Raw genomic sequence first — 25,114 nt, 5'->3', positions numbered from 1 at the left:
CTTCGTTTATGATCCATTTATATTACAACATTTTTAAATTTATGTTAATAAATAGGTATAAGAAAACTCACAAACTACCGCCCTTCCTAACTTGAGAAATGGCTGACCTATATATGGTCCTCATCATTTTTATATCTAGCTGTGAAGCTCTTATGTTTACCTATCGTTTACGTGAGGGTAAGCAAATATAGAATGGAGGGATCATCGTGGAAGCTAATGCAGAAAAAGAGATGAAAAAGCAAATAAATCGATACGAGCTTTTTTTCAAAAAACGATATAAAGTTCTCTATACAGTAAACGATTTTATCATTGGCTTTTTATTTTTCATCGGCAGCTTTTTCTTCTTTTACGATGAATTAATGTCTGCAGGGATATGGCTGTTTGCGGTTGGCAGCTTCCTGCTTTTAATCAGACCGACAATTCGACTGGTTCATGATTTTTCATTCAGAAAACATCTTGAGCGTCAATATCAAAAAGGAGTGTCCTCTGACTAGTTTGAAGAAGCGAACAGTCTGAAACCTGCGGGGCTTTCAAAAGCCGGGTCTATCGGACAGTCTAACTCAAACGGCAGGATGAAGGCAAAACGCTTGATTAAGTCAATAAAAAATCGAACTCCAATACACAAATATATAACTTTATAACTATTTATATATAAAATAATAGAAAAAAAACCTAAAGTTTTATATCTTTCGGACGATAATAATAACAAGGCCGGCGCGATACTCCCTATAACATCCTTTTCAGTAGATTTCAATATCGTGCCGGTTTTTCACATGCTAAAGCAATCCCGCCATCTCTGGCGGGATTTATTTTTACTTACATTCCAGTCCATACATCTTTTACATAACGTTTTTGATCTTGCAGCTTCTTCAGCCATTCTGCTGACGCTTCCTGACTTGCTCCTTTGTCAGCTTCATAAGCCGCACGCAGTGTGTTCTCTACTTCAGGAGCCATTTGTGCACCATCGCCGCATATATAAACGTGCGCACCTTTTTCGATCAGTGAAATTAATTTCTGTGCATCTTGTTTTAGTAAGTGCTGAACATATACTTTTGGTTCGTCTTCCATTCGTGAATAGCATCGATGGACTGTTACCAAACCGGCTTTTTCCGCCTGGTCAAGCTCTTCTTTATAAAGATCGTCATGATCAGGACGCCGGCATCCGAAGTATAAATGAGCTTCGCCAAGCGCACTTCCTTCCTTCTTCAGAACGGATCTGGCCTGGATGAAACCTCTGAATGGCGCAATTCCTGTACCCGGTCCCACCATAATCAGCGGAGTTTGGAGATCATCAGGCAGCTGGAATCCAGATTGCGGTGTCCGAATGAAACAGGCAACCGTATCACCTTGACGGAGTCCGGCTAAGTAATTGGATGCAACGCCCTTATATTCCCCGCGTCCGCTCCAAGCTGAGGCCTTTACAACTCCCACCGTCATACTGACCCTATTTGCTTTGACCTTCGGTGAGCTTGAAATTGAATAATATCTTGGCTTTAGTGATGGCAAAAGCTCTAAAAACCGTTCAAACGGCATTTCACAGGCCGGATAGTCCTCTAACAGATCCAGCATTGTCACACGTTTTCTCAGAACATGTTCCTTGTACATTTCATCACTCGATATAAGTAATTCCAGCTCTTTTTTATGAGGCGGGCATACTGTATATGAAGCCAGCTCACGAAGCTGAAGCCTTGAAGCAGAATCCTGCAGCTCTACGTAAGATGATAATAACTCCATCACTCTGATCGGCCGATCCAGCGGAAGGTGAGCCATATGCGGGCTGCCGTTCATTTTTATCACATCTTGCGGCTGCAAATCGAATCGGTTGAGAACCCGTTGAACCAGCTCTTGGCTGTTTTTCGGCAATATTCCGATGTGGTCGCCTTCTTTATACGTTTTTGAGTCAGGGAGCTCCAATTCTATATGACGCGTCGAACGCAAACTGCTTGCTGTCTGAAGCTCATGATTTTCAAGAACGATACCTTCAAACGCGCCATACGCTTTAGCAAGCGGTGTCTCTGTTGCTTCACTGAGGAATGTAATGGATAGTGACGGCTTCGTTTCTTTCTCGGTTATTTCATTCACGTGAAAGGCTTCCATTGTTTCCTTCCAAAAGCGGTTCTCCCAAGACTCGCGATGGCTTTCAAAGTCATCGGCCGCATCGCCTTCCCCAATGGATGTCAATCGTGATGCTCCTTTTGATGCCATCATGTCATCGATAAGGCGAGGAATTCGCTGATACGTGCTGGCCCAGCTCCGGTTTCCGCAGCCGAATACCGCATAGGAAACACCCTTTAATTGACCTTCCTCCAACTCTCCCAGCCACTCGACAAAGCCAGCAGCATTATCAGGCGGCGCCCCGTTATATGAGGCAGTCACAATGACAACAGCGCCTTGGTCGGGGAGTTTTCCAATGTAATCATCAAGAGGTGCAGTTTCCGCTGTAAAGCCGAGCCGGCGCCCGTAAGCTGCCAATTCACCTGCCATGCCTTCTGCGGTGCCGAGGTTTGAACCGTAAAGAACGAGTAAAGGTGTGCCGTGTTTAGGTTTTGTCTCGTTTTCCTTCGTTTCGTGCACGGTGCCAGTCTGTTCTTTTTTCTGAACATTCATTTGGACCGTTTTCCTTGGTTTCACTGTAATTTTAAAATCATCCGGTTTAATTGTTAATGCCTCTTTGATTTTGAGCTCGTAACCAGTGTGATTCATCAATTCAAAGTGCTTTAATACAAGTCCGAGAACCATTGTCGCTTCTTGAAGCGCAAACTGCATCCCGATACATGCCCGCTGGCCGTTTCCAAACGGTTTATACGCATGGTGAGGAATACTCTCAGGGTTCTCAAACCGTTCCGGACGAAAATCTTCTGCATCTTCACCCCAAGCGTTTTGATCTCTGTGAAGTTTTGGGATCAAGACGGAGACGGGCTGTCCTTTACTGATAGGGTATTCGCCGCCTAAAACTGTATCCTCCTTGGCATAAAGAGAAAAAGCGGGCGCTGTCGGATACAGCCTAAGCGTTTCATTGAGAACCATCCGAACATATTTCAGCTGCTGAATGTGTTTATATTCAGGCGTGTCTTCCGTTAACACGCGATCGGCTTCCACTTGAGCTTTTTTAAGTTTTTCCGGATGTTTAAGCAGACAGTAAATCGCAAAGGAAAGCAAGCCGCTCGTTGTTTCATGGCCTGCGATTAAAAACGTGATGATTTGATATCTGATGTTTTCATCATCCAGTGTCTCACCCGTTACAGGATCTTTCGCATAAAGCATGAGCGATAACAGATCCTTAATGTTTTGGTCCGGGTTTGCTTTTCGTTCTGCTATAATTCTGTCAACCAGCGAATTCATCACTTCGATATCCTTTTGGAACTGCTGTCTCGTTTTGACCATCATCTTATCCTGCAGGCCCAGCCTTTTTGTTTGGTTCATTCCCTCTTTTAAAGCCCGGAGCATGCTGGTGATAAACGGATGCTGCGTATCACGGTAAAAGCTGTTAAACCGATAGTTAAATCCGCATAACCCGATGGTATCAAGCGTCAGGCGGGTCATATCGTCCGCCACGTCAATTTCTTCATTCGGATTCAGCCGGCTCCATTTTTGAATCAGCTGTGTCGCGATATCCAGCATCATAGAATGATAGCCTTTCATTGCTTTTTGACTGAAGCTCGGCAGCAGAATACGATGGGCTTTCTGCCAATTCGGCTCGTGCGTCCAGCTTGTAAACAATCCGTCTCCTCCGAACTCACGCACTTTCAGCAAGCCTTTTCCAAGGTTTTTGTCAAATCGGCTCTCGTCACACACTTCAGCAACGAGTTCATGGCCTGATACGAAAACGCCGGATACACCAGGAAAATCGAAACGGAAAATCGGCCCTAACTCATCAGCAATCCGCCATAAGGATTGGGAAAGCTGTTCCTTTTCCAAATGCGGGAGGTTTTTTAAAGGTCCGTATGTTTTCGGCTGAGGTATTGCACTTGCCTGTTTCATAAACATCTTCCTTTCTTTATTCTTCTGAAGTCAATGAATGAAGTTTAATCGCGTCCCAGCAGCACTGCTCCAATTCAGAAATCAAATCAGCATTCATCTCTATATCACCTTGTTGCACAAGCTGATACAACTTGAGAAATGCGCCTAATACAATCGCAATTAATACATTGGAGGGCAAGGAGCGGATCACTCCTTCTGTTTTTCCCTTGTTAAAGAAATCGTCAAGCATTTGAGTCAGGTTTTCTATCATTTTTTTGCTTGTTTCATTTAAATAGTGAGCATCCTTTTTCGTTTCAAGAAAAAACAGCGCGTAGTCGCTCTCCTTCGTAAATTGAACGAGACAGCAAAATATGTGGCGAAAGCCCTCTCTGACAGGCATTTCAGAATAATTTCGCTTTACCTTTTCTGAAAAACGCTGAATGCTTTCTTGAAACAAAACATTGACGAGTGTTTCTTTGCTGTCAAAGTAGCGATAAATCGTGCCTGTACCAACTTCAGCTCTTTTTGCTATCATTGGGATGGTGGTGGCATCAAATCCTCTTTCCGTAAAAAGCGAGAGCGATGCCTTCATGATCAAATCGTATTTACTGATAAGTGCGGATGCCATGTAAACTTAAAACCTCCGATTCATTTAGGAATGAACATTCATTCCGTTTGTTCATAAATGATATCCACTCTGTCTCGAATCACCTCTTACCCATTCTTATGTTTATAGTTTATATGAAAAAAACTTTTTTTAATATAAATGCTATGCAAAAAATATAAAATTAAGAAAATATACCCAAATCCCTGAATGTCAGAAGTCTGGATATATTTCCCGAGAAATTTTTTATTTAACAGCGACAATACAAAGGCACGAATCGCGTCTGATGACAGAAATGTCTCTAAAATGCTGATCTTGCAGCAATTGAATATATTTTTTCTCGTTTTTTTCTGCATTGTTATCAATACTGATGTAAAATCGGCCGTCAATTTGAAGCACTCGATAAATCTCTCTTAATGCGAGCCTGACATCAGTACAAGCCTGAACCGTATGTAAAGAAAATACTTTATTGAAGGTACGGTCTTCAAAGGGGATCCTTTCCGGATGACCATGGAAAATGCCCCCTTGATCTGTTTTCTTTTGCTTTTGGATTGCACGAGATACCTGTCTTACTTTTCGCTTAGAAGAGTCGATGCTTTTTATGCTTCCCTTTTCAAGTTTTCCCGTTATTGTCTTAAAGACAGAGCCGTTTCCGGTTCCAATTTCTAAAATTCTGTCATTTTCTTGTATGTCTATAGAATCAATCATCATATGCTCAATTATTTTAGTTTGCTTATATTTCCCAGAAAATAATTTCAATAGGTTCGCTCGTTTATAAAGTTTGTTTTCTAGCATTTTAAACACCTGCTTTTGGTTTCATGTGCTTATATATTATATTGAAAAAATAAACATCGCTTCATTTCTTATACAGAATGAAGATATCAACTAGACGGCAATGTGTTTAGAAATGTTTCAACAGAACTGAACATTTTCATTTTTTCCCGCAAAAAAAGGCAGAAAACAAAATGTTTTCCGCCCGCTTTTTAATGCCAATGATATGGGAACATATACAGCCTTTGATGCTGCATCGCCGCCAGTCTCTGCTGACGGAATGGATTGCCATAGCCGTGTTTGAAGGAATGCGGCATGGATGCATAACCATGACCTATCGACGGCAGCCTTTTTTGTTGAAAGTTCATCATGCCATCACCTGCCCTTACATAAAGTGCTGCTTTTTTTATGATATGCAGGACGGCATTTCCTTGACAGCTTCATTCGCTACACTTGGTCCTTCTCCATCGTATAATGCATCAATAGTTCCATTTTAAGCATTTGTCATCTCTCCCTTCTGTATTTTGTTTCCTTTTATTAGCGCCAGTTTGTCAAATAAAGATGTTTCAGCTGAGATTCTTTCATTTCATCATAAATCTGCTCGATCTGCTGTTCTTGTTCGAACTCTTCCGGGCTTTTAAACCGCTTGTTAATCGTTAAAGTCAAAAAGAATAGGTTAATCGTCATATCGCTCACCCCCTTTCAAAGTCCGCCCCAAGCGAAATAACCCGCGGCATCTCCCTGCTGCGGGCACATAAAAACCGCAGACAAAAGAAGACACCCATGTCTCTACTGCCTGCGGGGAGTTGCGTATGTCCGACGATTCCGAATTTAATGCGTGCGATAAGCATCGGTTAAGGAAGGACATGGACTCTTCCACAGGCTGAATAAACCATTACAAATTCCTTGTACATTGCGTGAGCCATTAACTGGTCTGCGTCGTTGTCGCATTGTCATTTTGATTCAGCCTCCTTTGCTTTTTTTCTTACTTTGTAAGTATATCCACCAAATTCCATTTTGTAAACATCTTTTTCTAAAAATGGACGTAAATTGTGTGATTCATCGACTGTCTTTGTCCCTTGTTTATGATACCTGTTTCATTTCTTTTCTGGAGCGGTCTTTCTTATGATATGCGATAAAATAGATGAATCCGACAAACACTGCTCCTCCAATAACATTGCCGATAAAAGCCGGAATGAGGTTTCCGATAAACTGCCCCCACGTAAACGAGCCTGCAAAAATGGCAGCCGGAATCACAAACATGTTGGCGACAACGTGCTGAAATCCGATTGCCACAAAGGCCATGACAGGGAACCAGATGCCAAAAATTTTCCCTGCGCCATCTTGAGCACCGAAGGAAAGCCAAACTGCAAGACACACCAGCCAGTTACAGCCGATGCCGGAAACGAGAACCTTGCCAAAGCTCATATCAAGCTTGCCTTGTGCAACAGCGATCGTCTTTTCCAAATATGGCCCCGTTTCGGTTAAGCCGACAAGATGGCCGAAAAAGTAAGCAACAAACAAAGCGCCGATCAGATTCATAATGGTGACGATCACCCAATTAACCGCCAATTCCTTTAGTGATATTTTTCTCGAAAATAACGCCATTGCCACTGACATCATATTTCCTGTAATCAGCTCAGCCCCTGCAAGAACCACAAGTATCAGTCCTACAGGAAATACCGCAGCCCCGATAAAACTGGACATGCTTCCCCATTCTTTCGGAAGATCGCCGATCACCCTGATATCAAGCAAATAACCGAGTGCGATAAAGGCACCGCCTAAAAACCCCAGCACCAAGAGAGACAGCAGCGGAAGCTTTATCTTTTTCATCCCTGCTTCAATTGCTGCTTCTGCTATTTCATCCGGTTTCCGAAAACCCATACTAAATACGCCCCCATTGTTTCTCCATTTTTACAGTTATAAAAGAAAAGCATCAAAAAAGGCAGCACTCAAATAACCTGTATCAATCAGGTGTTTGAATGCTGCCTAACTTGTGTGCATACCCATACAACAACATCAAGCAGAATTAAGATATTGATAGAGAATATATACAGTTCGTGCATACATTCCATTGCTTTTGTCCTTCTATAACTGCAGTAAAAACATCATATCAAATGTGACAATTTTGTGTCAATGGCAAATATGCTAGTTAAAAAGGACTTCTTTTTGGTCGTCAATTTTTCGGTCAAAGACAAAAACAGATACGGCGATATTTTCTTCAATTTTGATATCAGAAAACAAATGAACAAGCTTAGCCCCGATCAGCTCCTCCATTCCTTCCGGCGTTTTTTTAGAGTAAAGGTCTTGAATCAGGCTTGTCCGGGCCGCATGTACCATTTCTCTTCCCTCAGGCGTGCGGGCGATAAACTGCTCGCTCGCGCTCAGGTTGCCGTAGAGCGTCGACACAGCCATATTATCTACAAATACCGTGTGAATCCGTTCAGGTCCTTTGCCGAACAATTCCTTGCGAAGTTTTCGAATAATATCATTGAACTCATGAATTTTCTTTGACATGCTGATTACCCCTTCCGATTTTGCCTTAAAAAAGGCCGTTCCCGGTTCCCCTCAGGACATTTCACTTGGTTAAAATTTTCCTGTCATATTGTATTATAATAAATATCACTTTATAATAAAAGCAGTGTTGATGGATTTGTAATAGGATCTTGTTATGAGTCTATCGGTTTATAAAAATCCAGGATTGGTCTGTTAGTAAGACTTGCTAGTGAACTATTCCGCCATGTGTGTTTACACCTTCTGTGAATGAAAGACAGGTGTATCTATACATGGCTTTTTTGACTTCTTGAAAGAAAGATGGAGGGGAATATGAATATGATGGACGATAAGTCGATCAGTGTCCGCGTTGACGGAACAGAAATTCAAGCACGAGCAGGGGCCACAATTTTAGATATTTTAAATGAAAATGGGATTGAGTATCCGCAAATCTGCCACGTCCCAGAGGTTGATCCGATTCAAACATGCGATACATGCATTGTAGAGGCAGACGGCAAGCTGGTTCGTTCATGCTCTACGGTCGCTGAAAACGGAATGTCAATTGATCTTTCGGGAAATCGGGTGAAAGAGGCACAAACCGAAGCAATGGACCGCCTTCTTGAAAATCATTTGCTGTATTGTACAGTTTGCGATAATAACAATGGGAACTGTACACTGCATAATACAGCGGAAATGATGGGGATCGAGCATCAAAAATACCCTTATACGCCAAAAGAAGATCCTTCTTGTGCGGTTGATATGTCTCACCCGTTTTACCGATATGATCCAAACCAATGCATCGCCTGCGGCCAGTGTGTTGAGGTGTGTCAGAACCTTCAAGTCAATGAAACACTCTCTATCGACTGGGAACGCGAACGTCCGCGGGTTATTTGGGATGAAGGAGTTACAATCAACGAATCTTCTTGTGTCAGCTGCGGCCAATGTGTCACGGTTTGTCCGTGTAATGCACTGATGGAAAAATCAATGCTTGGCCAGGCTGGCTTTATGACGGGCATCAAGCAGGATGTCATGGAACCAATGATTGACCTTGTCAAAAATGTTGAACCGGGGTACAGCAGCATTTTTGCCATTTCTGAAGTTGAAGCGGCAATGCGTGAAACAAGAACGAAAAAAACAAAAACGGTATGTACGTTCTGCGGTGTCGGCTGTTCCTTTGAAGTATGGACAAAAGGACGGGATATTTTAAAAATCCAGCCTGTTTCCGACGCTCCTGTTAACGCGATTTCTACATGTGTCAAAGGGAAATTCGGCTGGGATTTCGTCAATTCTGAAGAGCGGATCACAAAGCCTTTAATCCGTAAAAACGGGGCTTTTGTTGAATCATCTTGGGAAGAAGCCCTCGATTTAGTCGCAAGCAGATTAGGTGCAATTAAAGAAACATACGGCAAAGGCTCTGTCGGATTCATTTCTTCTTCTAAAATTACGAATGAAGAAAACTATGTCATCCAAAAATTAGCGCGTCAGGTATTTGAAACAAATAACGTCGATAACTGCTCTCGCTACTGTCAGTCTCCTGCTACAGACGGGTTGTTCCGTACGGTCGGCATGGGCGGTGACGCCGGCACGATTAAAGATATTGCCAAGGCCGGACTCGTCATCATCGTCGGCGCCAATCCGGCTGAAGGACATCCGGTGCTTGCAACACGGGTCAAACGTGCACACAAGCTCCATGGACAAAAATTAATCGTTGCCGACCTGCGGAAAAATGAGATGGCTGAGCGGTCTGATCTGTTCATCAGTCCTAAACAAGGTACAGACCAAGTATGGCTGATGGCCGTTACGAAATATATGATCGACCAAGGCTGGCATGATCAAGCGTTTATTGATGAGAACGTGAATTACTTTGAAGATTATAAAGAAACGCTTAAAACCTATACGCTTGATTATGCGGAACGCATCACAGGCCTTTCTAAAGAAAACATCATTCGAATTGCCGAAATGATTCGTGACGCTGACGGCACTTGTGTTCTTTGGGGAATGGGTGTTACTCAAAATACGGGCGGCTCTGATACGTCAGCAGCGATTTCGAACCTGCTTCTGGCAACAGGCAACTACCGCCGTCCGGGTGCCGGCGCTTATCCACTGCGCGGCCACAATAACGTTCAAGGCGCTTGCGATATGGGGACATTGCCAGGCTGGCTTCCGGGATATCAGCATATTACAGATGACGAAGCACGCGCCAAATTTGAAAAGGCTTATGGTGTGGAGATTGAAGGAAAACCAGGTTTAGACAATATTCAAATGCTTCATTCCATTGAAGAAGGCAAGATGAAGGCCATGTACCTTGTTGGTGAAGATATGGCACTGGTCGATTCGAATGCGAACCATGTGCATGATATTTTATCAAGCCTTGATTTCTTCGTGGTTCAGGACATTTTCCTGTCGAGAACGGCTCAATATGCCGATGTCGTCTTGCCTGCCACTCCATCTCTTGAGAAAGATGGAACGTTTACCAATACAGAGCGCCGTGTGCAGCGATTGTATCAAGCGCTTCCGACACTTGGAGACGCGAAACCGGATTGGTGGATTATTCAAGAGGTGGCAAACCGCTTAGGAGCCGGATGGAGCTACAGCCATCCAAGCGACATTTTCTCTGAAATGGCGAGTCTTTCTCCTCTATTTGGAAAAGCCAGCTATGAGGTGCTTGAAGGCTGGAACACCTTCCTATGGGGCAGCTTCACAGGTGAAAGCACGCCGCTTCTGTATGAAGACGGATTTAATTTCCCAGACAAGAAAGCCCGTTTTGCACTGTCTGATTGGACTGAACCTGCCGCTTTCCCTGAGGAATATGATCTTCACATCAATAACGGCCGGATGCTTGAGCATTTCCATGAAGGAAATATGACAAATAAATCGAAAGGCATTCAATCCAAAGTGCCGAATGTATTCGTCGAAGTATCGCCGGAGCTTGCACAGGAGCGCGGCATTTGTGACGGTTCACTGGTTCGCCTCGTTTCTCCGTTCGGAGCTGTTAAATTAAATGCGCTCATTACTGACCGTGTGCGAAAAAATGAACTCTACCTGCCGATGAACTCGACAGACAAGGATTCAGCGATTAACTTCCTGACAGGGCCTGCGGCTGATAAACGCACGAACACGCCTGCTTACAAACAGACGAAGGTTCGCATGGAGGTGCTTGGAGGCTGCGAAAGCGCACCGCTTCCTAAAACAAATCCGCGTAACAAGAAACGGAATCCGCAAAACGGCGTCGAGGCAGAAAGAAAATGGAACCGTCCGGGTTATGTCCATTTGACTGATTAAATGAAAGGGGGAAACGAAAATGGCGACTCCGATTAAAACGATCAAAAAAGAAACAAAAACAGCGGAGCAAATCAAGCTTGAGAAAATCGAGGAGCTGAAGGAGCTGCTGACGGAAAATGAGGATGCCGTCTCGAAAACGATGACGTTAATGAGTGAACTTAATGAGCTTGGCATCTTTGATGCAGCAGCAAGCATGCTGAGGGCGAAAGAAGACATCGCCAAAATCGCGCTTGGCCAGGTATCTCGCGAGCCTGTCACAAACCTCATCAACACGATGATGGCGGCTGGAGGCGCTTTGACAAAGGCTGATCCTGCGTTTACAGGCAAGCTTTTAGAAAGCGTAATGGCGGGAACCGAACAGGCGCAAAGCTTTTTAAAAGAAGACAAGAAAGTCGGCATTCTCGATCTTTTAAAAGCGATGAACGACCCTGATATTAACAGAGCAGTCGGCTTCGGCCTTCAGTTTTTAAAAGGCATGGGAAAAGAGCTGCGGGAAGAATAACAAAAAACAGCCATCAGTTGATGGCTGTTTTTTTATTCGTCGGCTTCTTCCAAGCGCTTCTTATATACAAGTGAACGGTCGGCGCAAAAGAAAGCGCCAGCTAAAAACACGCAATCCGTCATAAACATAACTGATTTCTGGCCTAACGTTAAGCCCTGATCAGGAAGAACCGCGCCTATATATAAAAAAGTGCTGACTGCAAGCAAGGTAAAAGCGAAATGCTTGTAGTCTTCTTTTAATGATTTCATTCTATTCTTCTTCATAAAAGAATCACCTGCCAGATTCATAGTATACGACTATTATAATATACTCTGGCAGCTTACAGAGAAAGTAAATCTATCCATTTGTTATAAAATGTTAAGAGCCTGCTCGATATCTTCCAGCAAATCCTCCCCATCCTCTATTCCCACAGAGATTCTGATCAAGCCGTCCGTAATGCCGAGTTCAAGCCGGCGCTCTCTCGGAATAGAGGCATGTGTCATTCTAGCCGGAACAGAAATTAAGCTTTCTACAGCGCCCAGGCTTTCTGCAATTGTAAACAGCTTAAGTTTGCCTAAAAAGGCATCCACTCGCTCTTCACTGCCAATATCAAAGGAGATCATGCCTCCAAAGCCTGATCCTTGAGATTTCGCAAGCTCATGTCCCGGATGGTTTGGAGAACCAGGGTAATATAACGTTTGAACAGCAGGATGCTGCTCAAGAAAGCTTGCGATTTTCCGCGCGTTTTGATCGATTGCTTCCATTCTGAGCCCCAGTGTTTTGATCCCTCTCATTAGCAGCCATGAATCCTGAGGGCCGAGCACGCCGCCTGTTGAATTTTGCACAAAATGCAGCTCTTCTCCAAGCTCTTTCGAAGCTGTAATAACTAAACCGCCGACAACATCACTGTGCCCGCCGAGATATTTAGTCGCACTGTGAAGTACGATATCAGCGCCTAAAGTAAGCGGCTGCTGAAAATATGGTGTATTAAAGGTGTTGTCTACGATTAGAAGAACCCCCGCTTTTTTCGCAATATCTGCCATCAGTGATAAATCGGTGATTTTGAGAAGCGGATTTGTCGGTGTCTCAATATAAATTGCCTTTGTATTGGGACGAATCGCTTTTTCGACTTCTTCTCTGCTGCTTGTATCCACAAAAGTTGATTCAATGCCGAGACGGTTAAGCACCTTTGTCATCACTCGATATGTCCCGCCGTACACGTCATCAGTCAAAACCACATGGTCTCCGCTGTTAAACAGCATCATAACAGCTGTAATTGCAGCCATTCCTGAGCTGAACGCATAACCTGCTTCCCCGGCTTCGAGCTCTGTCACAAGCGTTTCCAGTGCAGTTCTTGTCGGGTTGGCCGTTCTTGAATATTCATAGCCGGTATGCTGGCCTGCTTTTGGCTGCTTGTACGTGCTCACTTGATATATCGGAACGGAAACAGCTCCTGTTTTCTCATCACCTGTGATCCCGCCATGTACCATCAATGTTTTTTTCTTCATATCAGATGCCTCCTTCGTATATATGTTTGCTGATATACCGATCACTGCTGTCTGGGAATACTGTGACAATATTTGTTCCGGCAGACGATTTTTTCGCTTCCTCCAATGCCGCATAAAGCGCTGCACCTGAAGAGCTTCCGATCAGCAGGCCCTCTTTTTCAGCCGCTTCTTTAACAAGTCTAAAAGCATTCTCATCTGTTACCGTATATATTGCATCAAAATGGCTTTCATCCATATAGTCAGGGATAAACTCCATGCCGATCCCTTCTGTTTTATGAGCATGAGGCTCTCCGCCGTTTAATATGGAGCCTTCCGGTTCGACAATCACTGTTTTGACTGCGGGATGTTTTTCTTTTAAGAAGGATGCTGTTCCCGCGAATGTGCCTCCTGATCCTGCCCCCGCGACAAACGTATGAATATTGCCGTCAAGCGCTTTCCATATTTCAGGCCCAAGAGTCTTATAGTAAGTCGATGGATTTACTCGGTTTTTAAATTGCAAAACACAATAGGAATTATCAATTTCCCTCTCCAGCTGTATCGCTTTTTGAATGGCTCCCTGCATTCCGTCTTTACGCGGCGTATGCACAATTGACGCTCCTAGCGCCTGCATAATTTGCTGCTTTTCTTTGCTGAAATGTTCCGGAACACAGAAAATGGCTTTTAAACCATGTTTTCTGGCGTTAAGGGCAAGCCCGATACCTGTATTTCCGGCCGTTGCCTCTATAATGACTCCCCCGGGCTTCACTTTGCCTGAATCCAGGGCGTCACGAATCAGCATATCTCCCAGTCTGTCTTTTATGCTTCCGCCAGGGTTCATCATTTCCAGCTTGGCATATACAGCCACTCCTTCAGGAATATCAAAATTCTTCAAGCGGAGAAGCGGTGTATTCCCAATCAGCTCGGTAATGTCCGTAATAACTGTCATATATGTCCTCCTCCTTGATAGAGGTTGTTTTAGGGAAAACGGAGGAGAACACTCCCCCGTTTTAATGAATTCGTTTGATCACTTTTAACACAAGCTCTGTTGAGTGAACAGCGGCCTGCTCTAAAAATTGGTCAAATGATACATGTGATTCTTTTCCTGCGATATCAGATAATGCTCTGATCACAACAAACGGCGTTTTAAACTGGTGGCACACTTGAGCGACTGCCGCTGCCTCCATTTCAACCGCATACAGATCAGAAAATCTCGCACGCACCTCTTCGACCCGCTTCGGATCATTCATAAAAGAATCACCTGTTGCGATCGTTCCTTTTGCAACTTGAATGCCGTCAAGCTCAGAAATCGCTTCTTCAGTAATGCTGATCAGCTTTTCATCTGCGGCGTAAGCAGCCGGAAGGCCTGGCACCTGTCCGTATTCATAATCAAAGGCCGTTACATCTACATCATGATGGCGAACGTCAGTAGAAATGACGACGTCTCCCACATTCAGTGTATGATGAAATCCGCCCGCTGAGCCTGTGTTAATCACATAATCAGGCTTGTAGCGATCAAGCAGAAGTGTCGTGCTGATCGCAGCATTCACTTTTCCGATTCCTGATTTTAAAAGAATGACTTCAGTTCCTTCATATTGGCCTGTTGTAAATTCACAGTGCGCGATCGTTTCTGTTTTTGCATTTTCCAGTTTGTTTCTTAGGATGGTTACTTCCTCTTCCATTGCTCCGATGACTGCTAGTTTCATCTATACACATTCCTTTCACTTTACCGTTTGATCGCCTCCATTATCCACACGAAGTCGTTTTGCTGAATGAATTGGACTGCAAAACCTTCAGCTGTAAACATCTCTTTCATCGTTTCCAATGTGGGATAATGCTCTGTCTTTAAATCATTCGCCAGCTGATAGAAGCCCTGAGAACGTGCTTTATCAATGGCTTGATTATACGCTTCCTCGTGTTCAAAGACAGTATCGGCAAACACTATTTTATCATGCATGTGAAGGTATTTGCCATATTGCTTTATTGCGGCTCGTTTTTCTTCGTCAGTCAAATGATGAAAAGCATATGAACTGACAATCGTGTCAGCCTGAAATGGCGGTTCAGGGAATGTCAGGAAGTCTCCGTCAACAATTTCCGCCCTGCCGCGAAGCTTGTCAGATGCTAACTTGCGCATCGCCGGAGACGGCTCGACTCCAAATACAGATTTCCCCGCTTCAAGCAGTTTCGCTGTCAAGTTGCCGGTCCCTGGCCCAAATTCTAATACACGAATCCCTGACCGGCTGACAATGGCATTCAAAATATCATCATAGCCTCTGAACGCCTCTTTATACTGAATATCAAAACCTTGAACTGTTTGATCGTAAGTTGCGGCCCAATCCTCAAAAAGAGGGATAAATTCACGTCCCATAGTTGTCACACTCCATATTTTATAATTCCTATAAGCATACTATGAATTAATGATGGAACAGTTCCTATCTTACCATATCTTCTTGAAAGTAGGTACTAAAACACTTTGTGTTTTTTATCCAGTCATATATTGCGCGTACAGCGTAAAAAGGCTTATACTTCATATGACTTGTAAAGGCGGAGGGGTCGAAAGATGAATTTTCAATTGGATCTGATTAAAGACAAAGTAGAATTTTTCGAAGCGGCATCATTGCAGGAGCTTGAAAAGAAAATCAACACACAAATTGAAAACAATAAAGCAATCATGCTGCGTGTGAAATCTGTCTCGCATCAAACTGCTGTGGCAGACGGAAAATTTTTTTACAGCGCCGTTGTTCATTTTGCAGCTGAGGTGTAAAAACAAAAGCAGCCGAAAAATTCGGCTGCTTTTGTTTATTTTAATTTTTCTACTTTTGTCGGCTTCCAGCCTTTTTCATCAACCCATGTAATCGTTACTTGATATTTCTCTCCGCTCGTTTTATCTAAAATCTTACCTTTGGCATCCTGAGGGCTGCCGTTATTTCCGAGCCAGAGCACGGTCATGTTATCTGTTGAAACACCGGTTGCATATGATATGGCTTTCAGCATCTCAGCCCAGTCTTGTGAGCTTGAGTCATAAGTGGCGGCATGCTCGCCCTTCTGCTCAGTTCCGACTGCTTTCCAGTCAGGATTTTCATACGTTTTTTCCACATCACTTGATGAGCCGCCTTCTGTGACTTTTGCGTCTTTAAGCGGGTCATCTGAATTTGAGTCTGAATCTGAGTCATCACTTTTAGAAGAATCATCTTTTTTGGAATCTGAATCTGAGTCAGAAGATTTCTCAGAATCCTTTTCGCTGTCAGATGTATCTTTCTTACTGTCTTTTATATCCTCATCCGATTTCTTTTCCGTCTTTCCTGAAGCCGGAGATTCCTGTTTTTGCGCCGTTTCAGAATCCTTGCTGACATCTTTGCTAGAAGGACTGTTAATGAAGAGATTGGCTGCTACTACAACAATTAGAATAGATACGATTGCGATTAAGATGTTAAGCACTAAATTAGCTTTCCTGCGCTTATCACGGTTTTCATAACGAGATTGATTATTGCTCAATAATTCTGCACTCCTTTATCCCTCTTGGCTCAGCATATATTTTACCATGTGCTGAGAAGTTGTTCTATTTCTGATTGATTTCAATTTCGTGTACTTTTTTAACAATATCATAAAACACCGAATTTGTCAGAGCCTTATCCCCCGGCGTATCCATGTGCAATACGACAAGCGCGTATTTCGGCTTATCCGCGGGAAAATACCCGGCAAACCATTTTTCATAAAGCGTTTCTTTATCTTTTGAAAGCTTGCCTGTCTGGGCGGTGCCTGACTTCCCTGCTACAGTATACGAGAGATCCTGAAACCTTCTGCCCGTTCCGGAAGGAGATTCCACCACCCGCCGCAGCATTTTTTGAAGCTGCTGTGCCGTATATTTGTCTATTGTTTCTCCTTTAAGCTTCTGATCTTTAAACTTGACGAGCGTTGTGCCGTTTTTGTATTCAATCTGCTCTGCGATTTTCACCTGCCGCTTTTCACCGCCGCGGGCGATTGTCGCCATCATATTAGCTACCTCAAGCGGCGTTACCTTTACATTTTTCTGCCCGATCGCTGTTTGCGCAATTGCTTTTTTGACTGATTTGTCTTTTTCACCCCCCCAAATCACACCGCTTTTTTCATTATAGAATTGGCGGAAATCTGACTCGTGGTACAGTTTTCCTTCCCAGCCTGCCCGATCTGTAAGGGACAGCTTTTCTGACATGTCTTCAATGACGGAATGGTCTTTCTTCATTAATTGTTCGGCAAGACTTGTAAACGTGTAATTGCAGCTTTGTGCGAAACTTTCTTCAAAGGACAGGGTTCCTTTGTCGTCTCCCGGTTCGCCGTACAGGTTTAAATTACAATTAAAGGTTTGACTCGGCTTTACCGCGTTATGCTCAATCGCAGCTGCCGCTATCACAGTTTTAAAAACGGAGCCGGGATAGATTGGCGTCAGCATATAATTTTGAAGCGTGTTTTGTCTGGACACATCGGCATCCGGTTTGCTTACGATGCCCAACACACTGCTCTTTTCGATGTCCAGCAGCACCGCTCCTCCTTTTTTCAGCCCCTGATCATCTAGTATGCCTTCTATCGCTTTTTGAATGCTTTGATCAATCGTTGTTTTGACTTGGAGCGGATAAAATGAGTTGGCCTCAGCTGTATATTTGACGTCCATGCCGAACAAAGGGTTTCCTTTTCCGTCCACATGATACAAAAGCTTCGTGTCCTGTTCCGGGAGCAAAAACTCATCAAATGTCCGTTCTAAACCAGTTGTGCCGATTTTCGTTTTAATCGGCAGGTTTTCCTTTTCTGGATACTTATTGCGGAGAAGCGCCGGATCTTGATTGGTTGTGCCTATCGTATGCGAGGCAAGACTGGGCTTGTCTTCATTCTCCATATATACGCCGTAAATGCCAGGATATTTCAAAGAATTGATTTTTGTGATAGATTCCTTCGAAAGTGTTTTGATTTTCTTTTGATGTAAAATAACTGGTTTTTTCGATTTTGCAAGAGTCTGATGCAAATCATCTTCAGACATGCCGAGAATCTCTGCGACTTTTTTAATCGGCCAGTCCTGCGTTAACAGAAAAGGAAACAAGACAACCGCAGGCTCGCTTGTACCCGTCAGCGCTTGGCCGTTTCGATCTAAAAACGATCCTCTGCCGTCAGAAATGAGCACTTCCTCCGTCCGCTGATTAACACTTTCCTGTATTAAATTAATTTTCTTTTTCGAAAATGATTCTGTGAAAAACAGCTGGATTTCCGCGAGCCTCAGCAAAAGCAGAAAAAACACGATTAAAAAAGCCAGAACAGCCAGCTTCATTCGTTTCGATAACTTCATAAAAAAACACCTCACCCACATTGTGGACGAGGTGTTTCTTTGCTAAACGGATATTATGAAATTTTCACAATTTTCACGAGCATTTCTCCGCCCGGTGTCTGAACTGTGACTTCATCATCTACTTTTTTGCCAAGCAGGCTTTTAGCGATCGGCGAGTCGTTTGAAATTTTCCCTTCAAACGGATCAGCTTCAGCGCTGCCGACGATTGTATAAGATTCTTCATCACCATCAGGCAGTTCGACGAAAGTGACGGTTTTACCTAAACCGACAACGTTAGAGCCGCCGTCATCTTCAATGATTTTCGCATTGCGGATCATATTCTCAAGAGTCGTTACACGGCCCTCTACGAATGCCTGCTCTTCTTTCGCTGAGTCGTATTCAGAGTTTTCGGAAAGATCCCCGAAACTTCTCGCGATTTTGATGCGCTCTACTACTTCTTTTCGTTTAACCGTTTTCAAATATTCTAATTCTTGTTCAAGTTTTTGTTTTCCTTCTACAGTCATAGGAAAAACTTTCTCTTGTGCCATGTCCCTTCACTCCTTCTGGTTGTCCCTCAACATCTTCGATTATGTATGAGAGCATAAACTAAAATACAAGAATGAGAACACAGGGCAGTCCTCGTTCTTCTCTCCCATATTGGTACTGTTTATCTTAAACTGAATCTTGTGGTTCTGCAAATATTTCGCGTTTATAAACAGGGAAAGAAGGGAATTTACACATCCCCTTCCTGCCTATACATAATATGGTCAGAGTTATTTATGTCTATGCTATGGTATTACAAAATCGCGTTTTGTTCAAGAATGGTTTGAATTTTTGTGACCATCAGATCAATTGCAACGTGATTTTGTCCGCCTTCCGGGATAATAATATCAGCGTATCGCTTTGTCGGCTCAACGAATTGATTGTGCATCGGGCGGACAACAGACACATATTGTTCAATGACAGAATCAATAGAGCGTCCGCGCTCATTAATATCTCTCATAATCCGTCTGATGATGCGCAAGTCAGCGTCTGTGTCAACGTAAAGCTTGATATCCATCAGGTCGCGCAGCCTTTTATCTTCAAGAACAAGAATGCCTTCAAGAATAATCACGTCTTTCGGCTCTACGTGAACCGTTTCTTCTGACCGTGTGTGAAGCTTATAATCGTAAATCGGCTTTTCAATCGGACGGTAATTCAATAGGTCTTGAATATGCTCGATTAAATAGTCATTATCAAACGCAAGCGGATGATCATAGTTTGTATTCAGCCTTTCTTCAAATGGAAGATGGCTTTGGTCTTTATAATAGAGGTCTTGCTGGATCATTAAAATCGAGTGCCCTTTGAATTGTTCATAAATTGAACGTGTTACACTCGTTTTTCCTGAACCGGAACCTCCTGCGATTCCAATGACTACTGGACTCTTACCCATGGGTGATTACTTCCCCTTTCTCATCATGTTGCTCGGATAAATCTTTTTGTCTAATTTGAATTTGACAATTTGCAGGGGATGGCGGGCAGCGTCTAGCTCATTTCCGTCTTCGTCCCAAATGGTTTCAATCGTATGTGTAAAGTTTTCGATTTCCGGACCGAAAAATTCTACTTCGTCGCCTTTTTTGAAGAAATTGCGCTGCTGAAGAGTGACCATTTGTGTATCCTCATCATAATTCAGCACTAAGCCGACAAAATCAAATGTTGTTTTTTTGCCGTGTTCGCCAAACATTTGCTCTTCATAGCCTGGTGTTCCTTCGAAGAAAGCTGTCGCAGTGTCACGGTTGGCGCATTTATCAAGCTCTTCCAGCCATTCTTTTTGAATCACAAAGTTATCGGGATCAGCGCAATAAGCGTCAATCACTTTACGATATACGCTGACAACTGTCGCTACGTAGTGAATGGATTTCATCCGTCCTTCAATCTTTAAGCTGTCGATGCCCATTTCAATCATTTTCGGAATCGACTCAATCAGCTTCAAGTCTTTCGGACTCATTGCAAACGGAGCGTCTTCTTCACTGTATAAAGCAACGGCATTGGCACCGTCGGTTTGATATAAATCATAATCCCAGCGGCATGACTGGCAGCAGCCTCCGCGGTTGGAATCGCGGGCTGTCATGTGATTGCTCAAGACACAGCGGCCGGAGTATGCAATACACATCGCACCGTGAATAAAGGATTCAATTTCGATATCTACTTTTTCTTTCATTTCTCTGATTTCGAGCGCGCTTGTCTCACGGGCTAACACCACACGGTCAAGCCCTTCTTCCTTCCAGAACTGAACAGCCTTCCAGTTGGAGAGAGATTGCTGCGTGCTCAAGTGAACCTCAACATGAGGAGCTACTCTGCGGCAGGTTTCGATAATAAGCGGATCTGCCACAATGATGCCGGCAACATTGGCGTCACCGAGAGCTTTTAAATAATCTTCAAGCCCGTCAATATTCTCATTGTGGGCAAAAATATTTGTCGTGACGTAAATTTTCGCGCCGTATTTTTTCGCAAATTCCACTCCCTCTGCGATTTCTTCAATCGTAAAGTTATCCGCATTCGAACGAAGCCCGTATTCCTGCCCTCCGATAAAGACGGCATCCGCTCCGTAATGCACAGCAATTTTCAGCTTTTCAAGATTCCCCGCAGGCGCGAGAAGCTCTGGCTTTTTCGTAATCACACGCTTACCATCAACTATTTTAGAAATCTTATCATTTACGGCAGTCATAACGTAACCTCCTTTTCATTAATAAACCGTTTCTTTAAAGAAGAAGCCGGTATCTATTTTTCTGTTTACTGGCTGAATGTTTTCAATACGTTCGATCCAGTCTTCTTTTTTCGCTTCGTAATCGTCACGGTTTTCCGCAAACAGATCAATCGCTTCTCTGTACATGCTGGTGACTTCCACTAAGTATTCAGATGATTTCAGAACACCGTCGATTTTGAAAGAATCGACTCCCGCATCTATCAGCTCTTCAAGTTCATCAATAATGCACACATCGTTCGGGCTCATGATATGTGTGCCGTTCTCATCTTCGAAAATCGGATATTTATTATGGCGTTCCTTATCATGCAGGAACATGCCGGATTCTTTTTTCTTTCTTTCAATGTCCATGACTTTGCCTTGGTATTCGAAATAGTTTCCGATCAAGGAACGTTTCGACTGGAACATGCAGGTCATTCCATGCACCTGAACTTCAATTTCAACTTCTGCGTTTTCTTTGATCTCGACAATGCTGTCCATATTTAATTCTCTGGCAAGCACAGATCGAGCTGCGCCTTTACGTCCCCAGTAGTTGCATGTATAATAGTTGGTTCCTGTCGTTTCTGTGCTCCAATGAAGCTTCAGCTCCGGCGCTGATTCACGTGCAGCCATAAGAACCGCAGGATCGCCGAATACAGCCGCATCAACGCCCGTTTCCGCTAAGAAAGCGAGATAATCGCCAAGTTCTCCCACTTTATCGTTATGAAAAATTCCATTTACGGCAACGTATACTTTTGCACCTTCGTTATGGGCAATGTCTACCGCTTTCGTTACATCCTCACGGGAAAATTCCCCCGCTAATCTCAGACCGTATCTCTGTTCCCCAACTAAAAACGCAGTTGCCCCCGCCTGAATCAGCGGCAAAATGTCTGCCGTACTTGTCGGTGTGACTAAGAGCTCTGGCTTTTTCATGACGTTCACCTCTTCTTTTTACTGATCGCAAGCCCGTCCCCAACAGGGATAATCGCAGTTTGATAATCCGGATGATTCATCAGCCAATGATTATACTCATCGATTTTTGATACCAGCCTGCGCCTTCTTTTTGGTTCTATTTTGCTGTAATCCTCTGCCACCAGACCTTTAAACAGCACGTTGTCTGTTAAAATCACCCCGTCTGGCGAAAGCATCGGTTCATATAAGTGAAAAAAGTTTTGATATTGACCTTTAGCAGCATCAATGAAAATCACATCATATGGCGCTGTGACATGAACGGCTTCTGCTAATTCGAGCGCGTCCCCGTAAAACACATGGATTCGGTCATCAAGCTGAAAATCCTTTATGTTGTTAACAGCTTCCTCATGGCGTGTCTCATTGCGTTCAATCGTATATATTTCTGCAGACGGCAGTGCCAGCGCCATTCGAATGGCCGAGTAACCGATAGCCGTTCCGATCTCCAGTATTTTCTTCGCCTGTTTGACAGACAAAATTTGGAGCAGCACTTCTATGCCCGCTTTTTCCATAATCGGAACATGATGTTCTTCCGCATATGCTTCCAGTTTCCTCACGTTATCCGGCTGAGGCTTCAATAATGCTTCTATATAGTCATTTATTTGTTCATAGCGGTCTGTCACAATAAACAGCCTCCCGTTCTAAAAAGGAGTGCCCCAGTCTTTGACATAGGACACTCTCTGAGCACAACTTGTATACGTTAGTAAACAACCCGATATATTTTATCATAAAACCTTGCGGAATGCGAATAAAAGGAGAGCTTTTGCTCTCCTTTTATTTCTGATTTTTTGCCGAAATATATTTTTCTTTTGCTTTATTATGTTCTTTTAATGTTTTCGTAAATACGACCTCACCGTTTGATTTTGCTAAAAAGTACAGATAGTCCGTTTTATCCGGATGAAGCGCCGCTTCCCATGACGACATTCCGGCATTGGCAATCGGTCCTGGCGGCAGACCGGTGTTTTTATACGTATTGTACGGCGAATCAATTTCAAGGTCTTTATAAAGCACCCGGTCTTTATGTTTGCCAGCCGCGTACAAGACGGTCGGATCGGTCTGAAGCGGCATCTTCTTTTTCAGCCTGTTATAAAAGACGCTGGAAATTTTATGGCGATCTGCTTTTTCAGTCGCTTCCTCTTCGATCAAAGAAGCCATCGTCAGCAGCTTATGCACAGAAAGCTTTTCTTTCTTCATTTCTGTTTTGTATGTTTTCACATAAGAATCTGTCTGTTTCATCATCTCAGTTATGATGTTCTCAAGCGACGTATCCGGATCGTGGAATGGATATGTAGCCGGGAATAGGTATCCTTCCAGCGGATGCTTTATATTTTTCTGAAAAACATCGTTTGTAACGGTGTCTGGAAATTCCTTTTTCAGCTGATTGATAAACGTTTTATCGTCCAGCTTTGCCATGACCTGTTTTGTTGAGTATTTCGTTTCCTCCGCAATGGCTGTGGCGATCTGTGTCAGCTGTTTCCCCTCAGGCACCGTGATTTGAAAGGCGTAGTTTGTTGCTCCGCTTGTCAGCTTCTTGATAATGGCATCCAGATCCATTCCTTTGTTCAGATGGTAGTACCCGGCTTGGAATCCGGAAGCTTTTTTATATTTCACATAGTACTGAAATGCCTTTTCACTTTTTATGACATTGTTTTCCTTCAAAATCGATGCGATCGCAGATACAGACGATCCGCTCGGAATGTTAATATTAACTGTCGTTTTATTGTTTTTTTCAACAGGTTCCAGCAGTGATTTCCCATATAAAAATGCTCCGCCTATGATGAGAAGCAGCACAATAATGGAAGACAGTACAATTCTTTTTTTATTTAAAAATGATTTTTTTTGCTGATTAATATACATAAGGTCTCCTCCCATCAGCTTTTATACTACATGATTCATGCTGTTTCGGCAATTTATTACAAAAAAAGTCTCTTTATAAGCAGAAAAAAAGCCGGAGCAGTATAGGCTCCGGCTTTTGGCGCGGTTTTTACTCTTCGTCTTCTTCCGCTAAAAACGTGTTTAATGTCTCTTCGATCATATCCCATTCTTCATCGGTTTCGATCGGGAATAGTTCGCCGTCTTCACCATCTTCGTTTGGCGTAAAGCTGGAAGCAAGAATTTCTACTTCTTCGTCATTCTTTGTTTCAATTGGGTAGTACAACACATAAGATTTGCCAAACTCTTCGTTTTCAAATGTAAACAGCACTTCGCAAAGCTGTTCATTTCCTTGATCGTCAACAATTGTAATATTTTTTTCGCCGTGTTCCATTATATTCACCTCTGGCTTTAATTTAAGCTGTCAAGATATCCTTGCAGAATCATAACAGCCGCCATTTTATCAATGACTTTTTTTCGTTTCTGCCTGCTGACATCAGCGGCAATCAGCATTTTTTCAGCCGCCATTGTGGTAAGACGCTCGTCCCACAGCACAACAGGAACATTGTACGTGGTTTCAAGCACTTTCGCAAATGTTTGGCTGGCTTCACCTCTCGGGCCGACTGTTCCATTCATGTTTTTAGGAAAGCCGAGCACGATCTTATCTATAGTATAGTCTTTTGTCAGTTCAGATAAACGGGGTAATCCGTAATCGCCCTCTGCTTCATTTATCTTTATGGTCTCAATGCCTTGAGCAGTCCAGCCCATTTCATCGCTCAGAGCAACACCGAGTGTTTTGGTTCCTAAATCGAGCCCTAATATTCTCATTGTTTATTTACGCCTCTTTATGCTGTTCTAAATAAGACTTCACCAATTCCTCGATTAATTCGTCTCTTTCAAGTTTGCGAATTAAATTGCGAGCGTCACGATGCCTAGGAATATAAGCGGGATCACCTGACAGCAAGTATCCGACAATCTGATTGATTGGATTGTAGCCCTTTTCCTGAAGCGCGTCATACACAGTAATCAGCACCTCATTTACGTTAGTCTCGGCAGAATCATCGGAGAAATTAAATTTCATCGTTTTATCAAACGAGCTCACCGTTTTGCACCTCTTTCCCAAATTCGCAGGCAAAGTTCAGCCTGGGGTCCTAATCTTACCATCATTCTACACTACATGGGC

At 43.3% G+C, this 25,114-nt stretch carries 27 protein-coding genes; 4 read left to right on the top strand and 23 right to left on the bottom strand.

Annotated elements, in window-relative coordinates; translation table 11 throughout:
* Nucleotides 1-230: 230 nt before the first annotated feature.
* On the top strand, nt 231-494 hold the full coding sequence (locus tag H7F27_RS07625) for a YrhK family protein (RefSeq protein ID WP_395958033.1): 264 nt from the start codon (nt 231-233) through the stop codon (nt 492-494).
* A gap of 322 nt (nt 495-816) precedes the next feature.
* Here the strand turns inward: H7F27_RS07625 and cypB are convergent, their stop codons facing one another.
* The 7 genes from cypB to H7F27_RS07590 all read right to left on the bottom strand — a co-directional run bounded on the left by cypB (nt 817) and on the right by H7F27_RS07590 (nt 7,852).
* On the bottom strand, nt 817-3,981 hold the full coding sequence (gene cypB / locus H7F27_RS07620) for a bifunctional cytochrome P450/NADPH--P450 reductase CypB (RefSeq protein WP_185848771.1): 3,165 nt from the start codon (nt 3,979-3,981) through the stop codon (nt 817-819).
* A 16-nt stretch (nt 3,982-3,997) separates the two neighbouring features.
* A complete protein-coding gene (locus H7F27_RS07615; RefSeq protein ID WP_024122281.1) occupies nt 3,998-4,588 on the bottom strand; it encodes a transcriptional regulator FatR in 591 nt (196 codons plus the stop codon).
* 222 nt (nt 4,589-4,810) lie between these two features.
* Nucleotides 4,811-5,359 (bottom strand): class I SAM-dependent methyltransferase, encoded by a 549-nt coding sequence (locus tag H7F27_RS07610; protein WP_103672579.1) that lies wholly within the window; start codon nt 5,357-5,359, stop codon nt 4,811-4,813.
* A gap of 188 nt (nt 5,360-5,547) precedes the next feature.
* On the bottom strand, nt 5,548-5,706 hold the full coding sequence (locus H7F27_RS07605; protein WP_185848770.1) for a hypothetical protein: 159 nt from the start codon (nt 5,704-5,706) through the stop codon (nt 5,548-5,550).
* A 166-nt stretch (nt 5,707-5,872) separates the two neighbouring features.
* Nucleotides 5,873-6,022 (bottom strand): YrzI family small protein, encoded by a 150-nt coding sequence (locus H7F27_RS07600; RefSeq protein ID WP_024122284.1) that lies wholly within the window; start codon nt 6,020-6,022, stop codon nt 5,873-5,875.
* A gap of 396 nt (nt 6,023-6,418) precedes the next feature.
* Nucleotides 6,419-7,219, bottom strand: a complete 801-nt coding sequence (locus H7F27_RS07595) for a formate/nitrite transporter family protein (RefSeq protein ID WP_185848769.1) — start codon at nt 7,217-7,219, stop codon at nt 6,419-6,421.
* 264 nt (nt 7,220-7,483) lie between these two features.
* On the bottom strand, nt 7,484-7,852 hold the full coding sequence (locus H7F27_RS07590) for a Na-translocating system protein MpsC family protein (RefSeq protein ID WP_024122287.1): 369 nt from the start codon (nt 7,850-7,852) through the stop codon (nt 7,484-7,486).
* Nucleotides 7,853-8,167: 315 nt separating this feature from the next.
* Here H7F27_RS07590 and fdhF point away from each other — a divergent pair, with 315 nt between their 5' ends.
* Complete coding sequence (gene fdhF, locus H7F27_RS07585; protein WP_185848768.1) at nt 8,168-11,110, top strand: formate dehydrogenase subunit alpha; 2,943 nt, start codon at nt 8,168-8,170, stop codon at nt 11,108-11,110.
* A gap of 19 nt (nt 11,111-11,129) precedes the next feature.
* On the top strand, nt 11,130-11,612 hold the full coding sequence (locus H7F27_RS07580) for a helical membrane plugin domain-containing protein (RefSeq protein ID WP_185848767.1): 483 nt from the start codon (nt 11,130-11,132) through the stop codon (nt 11,610-11,612).
* Nucleotides 11,613-11,644: 32 nt separating this feature from the next.
* Here the strand turns inward: H7F27_RS07580 and H7F27_RS07575 are convergent, their stop codons facing one another.
* From H7F27_RS07575 to H7F27_RS07555, 5 genes are all read right to left on the bottom strand, one after another.
* Complete coding sequence (locus tag H7F27_RS07575; protein ID WP_010335091.1) at nt 11,645-11,875, bottom strand: YrhC family protein; 231 nt, start codon at nt 11,873-11,875, stop codon at nt 11,645-11,647.
* Between the two features lie 84 nt (nt 11,876-11,959).
* On the bottom strand, nt 11,960-13,099 hold the full coding sequence (locus tag H7F27_RS07570) for a bifunctional cystathionine gamma-lyase/homocysteine desulfhydrase (RefSeq protein ID WP_024122290.1): 1,140 nt from the start codon (nt 13,097-13,099) through the stop codon (nt 11,960-11,962).
* 1 nt (nt 13,100) lies between these two features.
* A complete protein-coding gene (locus H7F27_RS07565; RefSeq protein WP_024122291.1) occupies nt 13,101-14,024 on the bottom strand; it encodes an O-acetylserine dependent cystathionine beta-synthase in 924 nt (307 codons plus the stop codon).
* A gap of 61 nt (nt 14,025-14,085) precedes the next feature.
* Nucleotides 14,086-14,781, bottom strand: a complete 696-nt coding sequence (mtnN, locus tag H7F27_RS07560) for a 5'-methylthioadenosine/S-adenosylhomocysteine nucleosidase (RefSeq protein ID WP_024122292.1) — start codon at nt 14,779-14,781, stop codon at nt 14,086-14,088.
* Between the two features lie 20 nt (nt 14,782-14,801).
* Nucleotides 14,802-15,443 (bottom strand): class I SAM-dependent methyltransferase, encoded by a 642-nt coding sequence (locus H7F27_RS07555; RefSeq protein ID WP_024122293.1) that lies wholly within the window; start codon nt 15,441-15,443, stop codon nt 14,802-14,804.
* Between the two features lie 192 nt (nt 15,444-15,635).
* Between H7F27_RS07555 and H7F27_RS07550 the strand changes: the two genes are divergently transcribed.
* A complete protein-coding gene (locus H7F27_RS07550; protein WP_024122294.1) occupies nt 15,636-15,839 on the top strand; it encodes a YrzA family protein in 204 nt (67 codons plus the stop codon).
* Nucleotides 15,840-15,874: 35 nt separating this feature from the next.
* On the opposite strand, the gene H7F27_RS07545 is transcribed toward H7F27_RS07550, so the two are convergent.
* The 11 genes from H7F27_RS07545 to H7F27_RS07495 all read right to left on the bottom strand — a co-directional run bounded on the left by H7F27_RS07545 (nt 15,875) and on the right by H7F27_RS07495 (nt 25,033).
* Nucleotides 15,875-16,570, bottom strand: coding sequence for a YrrS family protein (locus tag H7F27_RS07545; protein ID WP_101861144.1), 696 nt, complete (start codon nt 16,568-16,570; stop codon nt 15,875-15,877).
* Between the two features lie 64 nt (nt 16,571-16,634).
* Nucleotides 16,635-18,389, bottom strand: a complete 1,755-nt coding sequence (locus H7F27_RS07540) for a peptidoglycan D,D-transpeptidase FtsI family protein (protein WP_185848766.1) — start codon at nt 18,387-18,389, stop codon at nt 16,635-16,637.
* A 53-nt stretch (nt 18,390-18,442) separates the two neighbouring features.
* A complete protein-coding gene (gene greA, locus H7F27_RS07535; protein WP_010335099.1) occupies nt 18,443-18,916 on the bottom strand; it encodes a transcription elongation factor GreA in 474 nt (157 codons plus the stop codon).
* Between the two features lie 248 nt (nt 18,917-19,164).
* On the bottom strand, nt 19,165-19,800 hold the full coding sequence (gene udk / locus H7F27_RS07530; RefSeq protein ID WP_010335100.1) for a uridine kinase: 636 nt from the start codon (nt 19,798-19,800) through the stop codon (nt 19,165-19,167).
* 6 nt (nt 19,801-19,806) lie between these two features.
* Complete coding sequence (locus tag H7F27_RS07525; RefSeq protein ID WP_044154332.1) at nt 19,807-21,075, bottom strand: peptidase U32 family protein; 1,269 nt, start codon at nt 21,073-21,075, stop codon at nt 19,807-19,809.
* Between the two features lie 18 nt (nt 21,076-21,093).
* Entirely contained in the window at nt 21,094-22,023 is a 930-nt protein-coding gene (locus H7F27_RS07520) for a peptidase U32 family protein (RefSeq protein ID WP_185848765.1), read from the bottom strand.
* Nucleotides 22,024-22,028: 5 nt separating this feature from the next.
* A complete protein-coding gene (locus H7F27_RS07515; protein ID WP_024122299.1) occupies nt 22,029-22,682 on the bottom strand; it encodes an O-methyltransferase in 654 nt (217 codons plus the stop codon).
* Nucleotides 22,683-22,833: 151 nt separating this feature from the next.
* Entirely contained in the window at nt 22,834-23,916 is a 1,083-nt protein-coding gene (gene mltG, locus H7F27_RS07510) for an endolytic transglycosylase MltG (RefSeq protein ID WP_185848764.1), read from the bottom strand.
* 127 nt (nt 23,917-24,043) lie between these two features.
* Nucleotides 24,044-24,325, bottom strand: a complete 282-nt coding sequence (locus H7F27_RS07505; RefSeq protein ID WP_010335105.1) for a DUF1292 domain-containing protein — start codon at nt 24,323-24,325, stop codon at nt 24,044-24,046.
* 17 nt (nt 24,326-24,342) lie between these two features.
* A complete protein-coding gene (ruvX, locus tag H7F27_RS07500; protein ID WP_024122301.1) occupies nt 24,343-24,759 on the bottom strand; it encodes a Holliday junction resolvase RuvX in 417 nt (138 codons plus the stop codon).
* A 7-nt stretch (nt 24,760-24,766) separates the two neighbouring features.
* On the bottom strand, nt 24,767-25,033 hold the full coding sequence (locus H7F27_RS07495) for an IreB family regulatory phosphoprotein (RefSeq protein WP_003225903.1): 267 nt from the start codon (nt 25,031-25,033) through the stop codon (nt 24,767-24,769).
* Between the last annotated feature and the right edge of the window lie 81 nt (nt 25,034-25,114).

The organism is Bacillus sp. PAMC26543, assembly GCF_014250375.1.
Classification (GTDB): Bacteria; Bacillota; Bacilli; order Bacillales; family Bacillaceae; genus Bacillus; species Bacillus halotolerans.
Note: the sequence above shows the minus strand (reverse complement) of the source record. Positions and strands in the feature narration are given on the sequence as shown.

Coding starts and splice junctions, on each gene's coding strand:
- H7F27_RS07625 (WP_395958033.1), top strand. CDS start 231: ATGAAAAAGCAAATAAATCGATACGAGCTTTTTTTCAAAAAACGATAT.
- cypB (WP_185848771.1), bottom strand. CDS start 3,981: ATGAAACAGGCAAGTGCAATACCTCAGCCGAAAACATACGGACCTTTA.
- H7F27_RS07615 (WP_024122281.1), bottom strand. CDS start 4,588: ATGGCATCCGCACTTATCAGTAAATACGATTTGATCATGAAGGCATCG.
- H7F27_RS07610 (WP_103672579.1), bottom strand. CDS start 5,359: ATGCTAGAAAACAAACTTTATAAACGAGCGAACCTATTGAAATTATTT.
- H7F27_RS07605 (WP_185848770.1), bottom strand. CDS start 5,706: ATGATGAACTTTCAACAAAAAAGGCTGCCGTCGATAGGTCATGGTTAT.
- H7F27_RS07600 (WP_024122284.1), bottom strand. CDS start 6,022: ATGACGATTAACCTATTCTTTTTGACTTTAACGATTAACAAGCGGTTT.
- H7F27_RS07595 (WP_185848769.1), bottom strand. CDS start 7,219: ATGGGTTTTCGGAAACCGGATGAAATAGCAGAAGCAGCAATTGAAGCA.
- H7F27_RS07590 (WP_024122287.1), bottom strand. CDS start 7,852: ATGTCAAAGAAAATTCATGAGTTCAATGATATTATTCGAAAACTTCGC.
- fdhF (WP_185848768.1), top strand. CDS start 8,168: ATGATGGACGATAAGTCGATCAGTGTCCGCGTTGACGGAACAGAAATT.
- H7F27_RS07580 (WP_185848767.1), top strand. CDS start 11,130: ATGGCGACTCCGATTAAAACGATCAAAAAAGAAACAAAAACAGCGGAG.
- H7F27_RS07575 (WP_010335091.1), bottom strand. CDS start 11,875: ATGAAGAAGAATAGAATGAAATCATTAAAAGAAGACTACAAGCATTTC.
- H7F27_RS07570 (WP_024122290.1), bottom strand. CDS start 13,099: ATGAAGAAAAAAACATTGATGGTACATGGCGGGATCACAGGTGATGAG.
- H7F27_RS07565 (WP_024122291.1), bottom strand. CDS start 14,024: ATGACAGTTATTACGGACATTACCGAGCTGATTGGGAATACACCGCTT.
- mtnN (WP_024122292.1), bottom strand. CDS start 14,781: ATGAAACTAGCAGTCATCGGAGCAATGGAAGAGGAAGTAACCATCCTA.
- H7F27_RS07555 (WP_024122293.1), bottom strand. CDS start 15,443: ATGGGACGTGAATTTATCCCTCTTTTTGAGGATTGGGCCGCAACTTAC.
- H7F27_RS07550 (WP_024122294.1), top strand. CDS start 15,636: ATGAATTTTCAATTGGATCTGATTAAAGACAAAGTAGAATTTTTCGAA.
- H7F27_RS07540 (WP_185848766.1), bottom strand. CDS start 18,389: ATGAAGTTATCGAAACGAATGAAGCTGGCTGTTCTGGCTTTTTTAATC.
- greA (WP_010335099.1), bottom strand. CDS start 18,916: ATGGCACAAGAGAAAGTTTTTCCTATGACTGTAGAAGGAAAACAAAAA.
- udk (WP_010335100.1), bottom strand. CDS start 19,800: ATGGGTAAGAGTCCAGTAGTCATTGGAATCGCAGGAGGTTCCGGTTCA.
- H7F27_RS07525 (WP_044154332.1), bottom strand. CDS start 21,075: ATGACTGCCGTAAATGATAAGATTTCTAAAATAGTTGATGGTAAGCGT.
- H7F27_RS07520 (WP_185848765.1), bottom strand. CDS start 22,023: ATGAAAAAGCCAGAGCTCTTAGTCACACCGACAAGTACGGCAGACATT.
- mltG (WP_185848764.1), bottom strand. CDS start 23,916: ATGTATATTAATCAGCAAAAAAAATCATTTTTAAATAAAAAAAGAATT.
- H7F27_RS07505 (WP_010335105.1), bottom strand. CDS start 24,325: ATGGAACACGGCGAAAAAAATATTACAATTGTTGACGATCAAGGAAAT.
- ruvX (WP_024122301.1), bottom strand. CDS start 24,759: ATGAGAATATTAGGGCTCGATTTAGGAACCAAAACACTCGGTGTTGCT.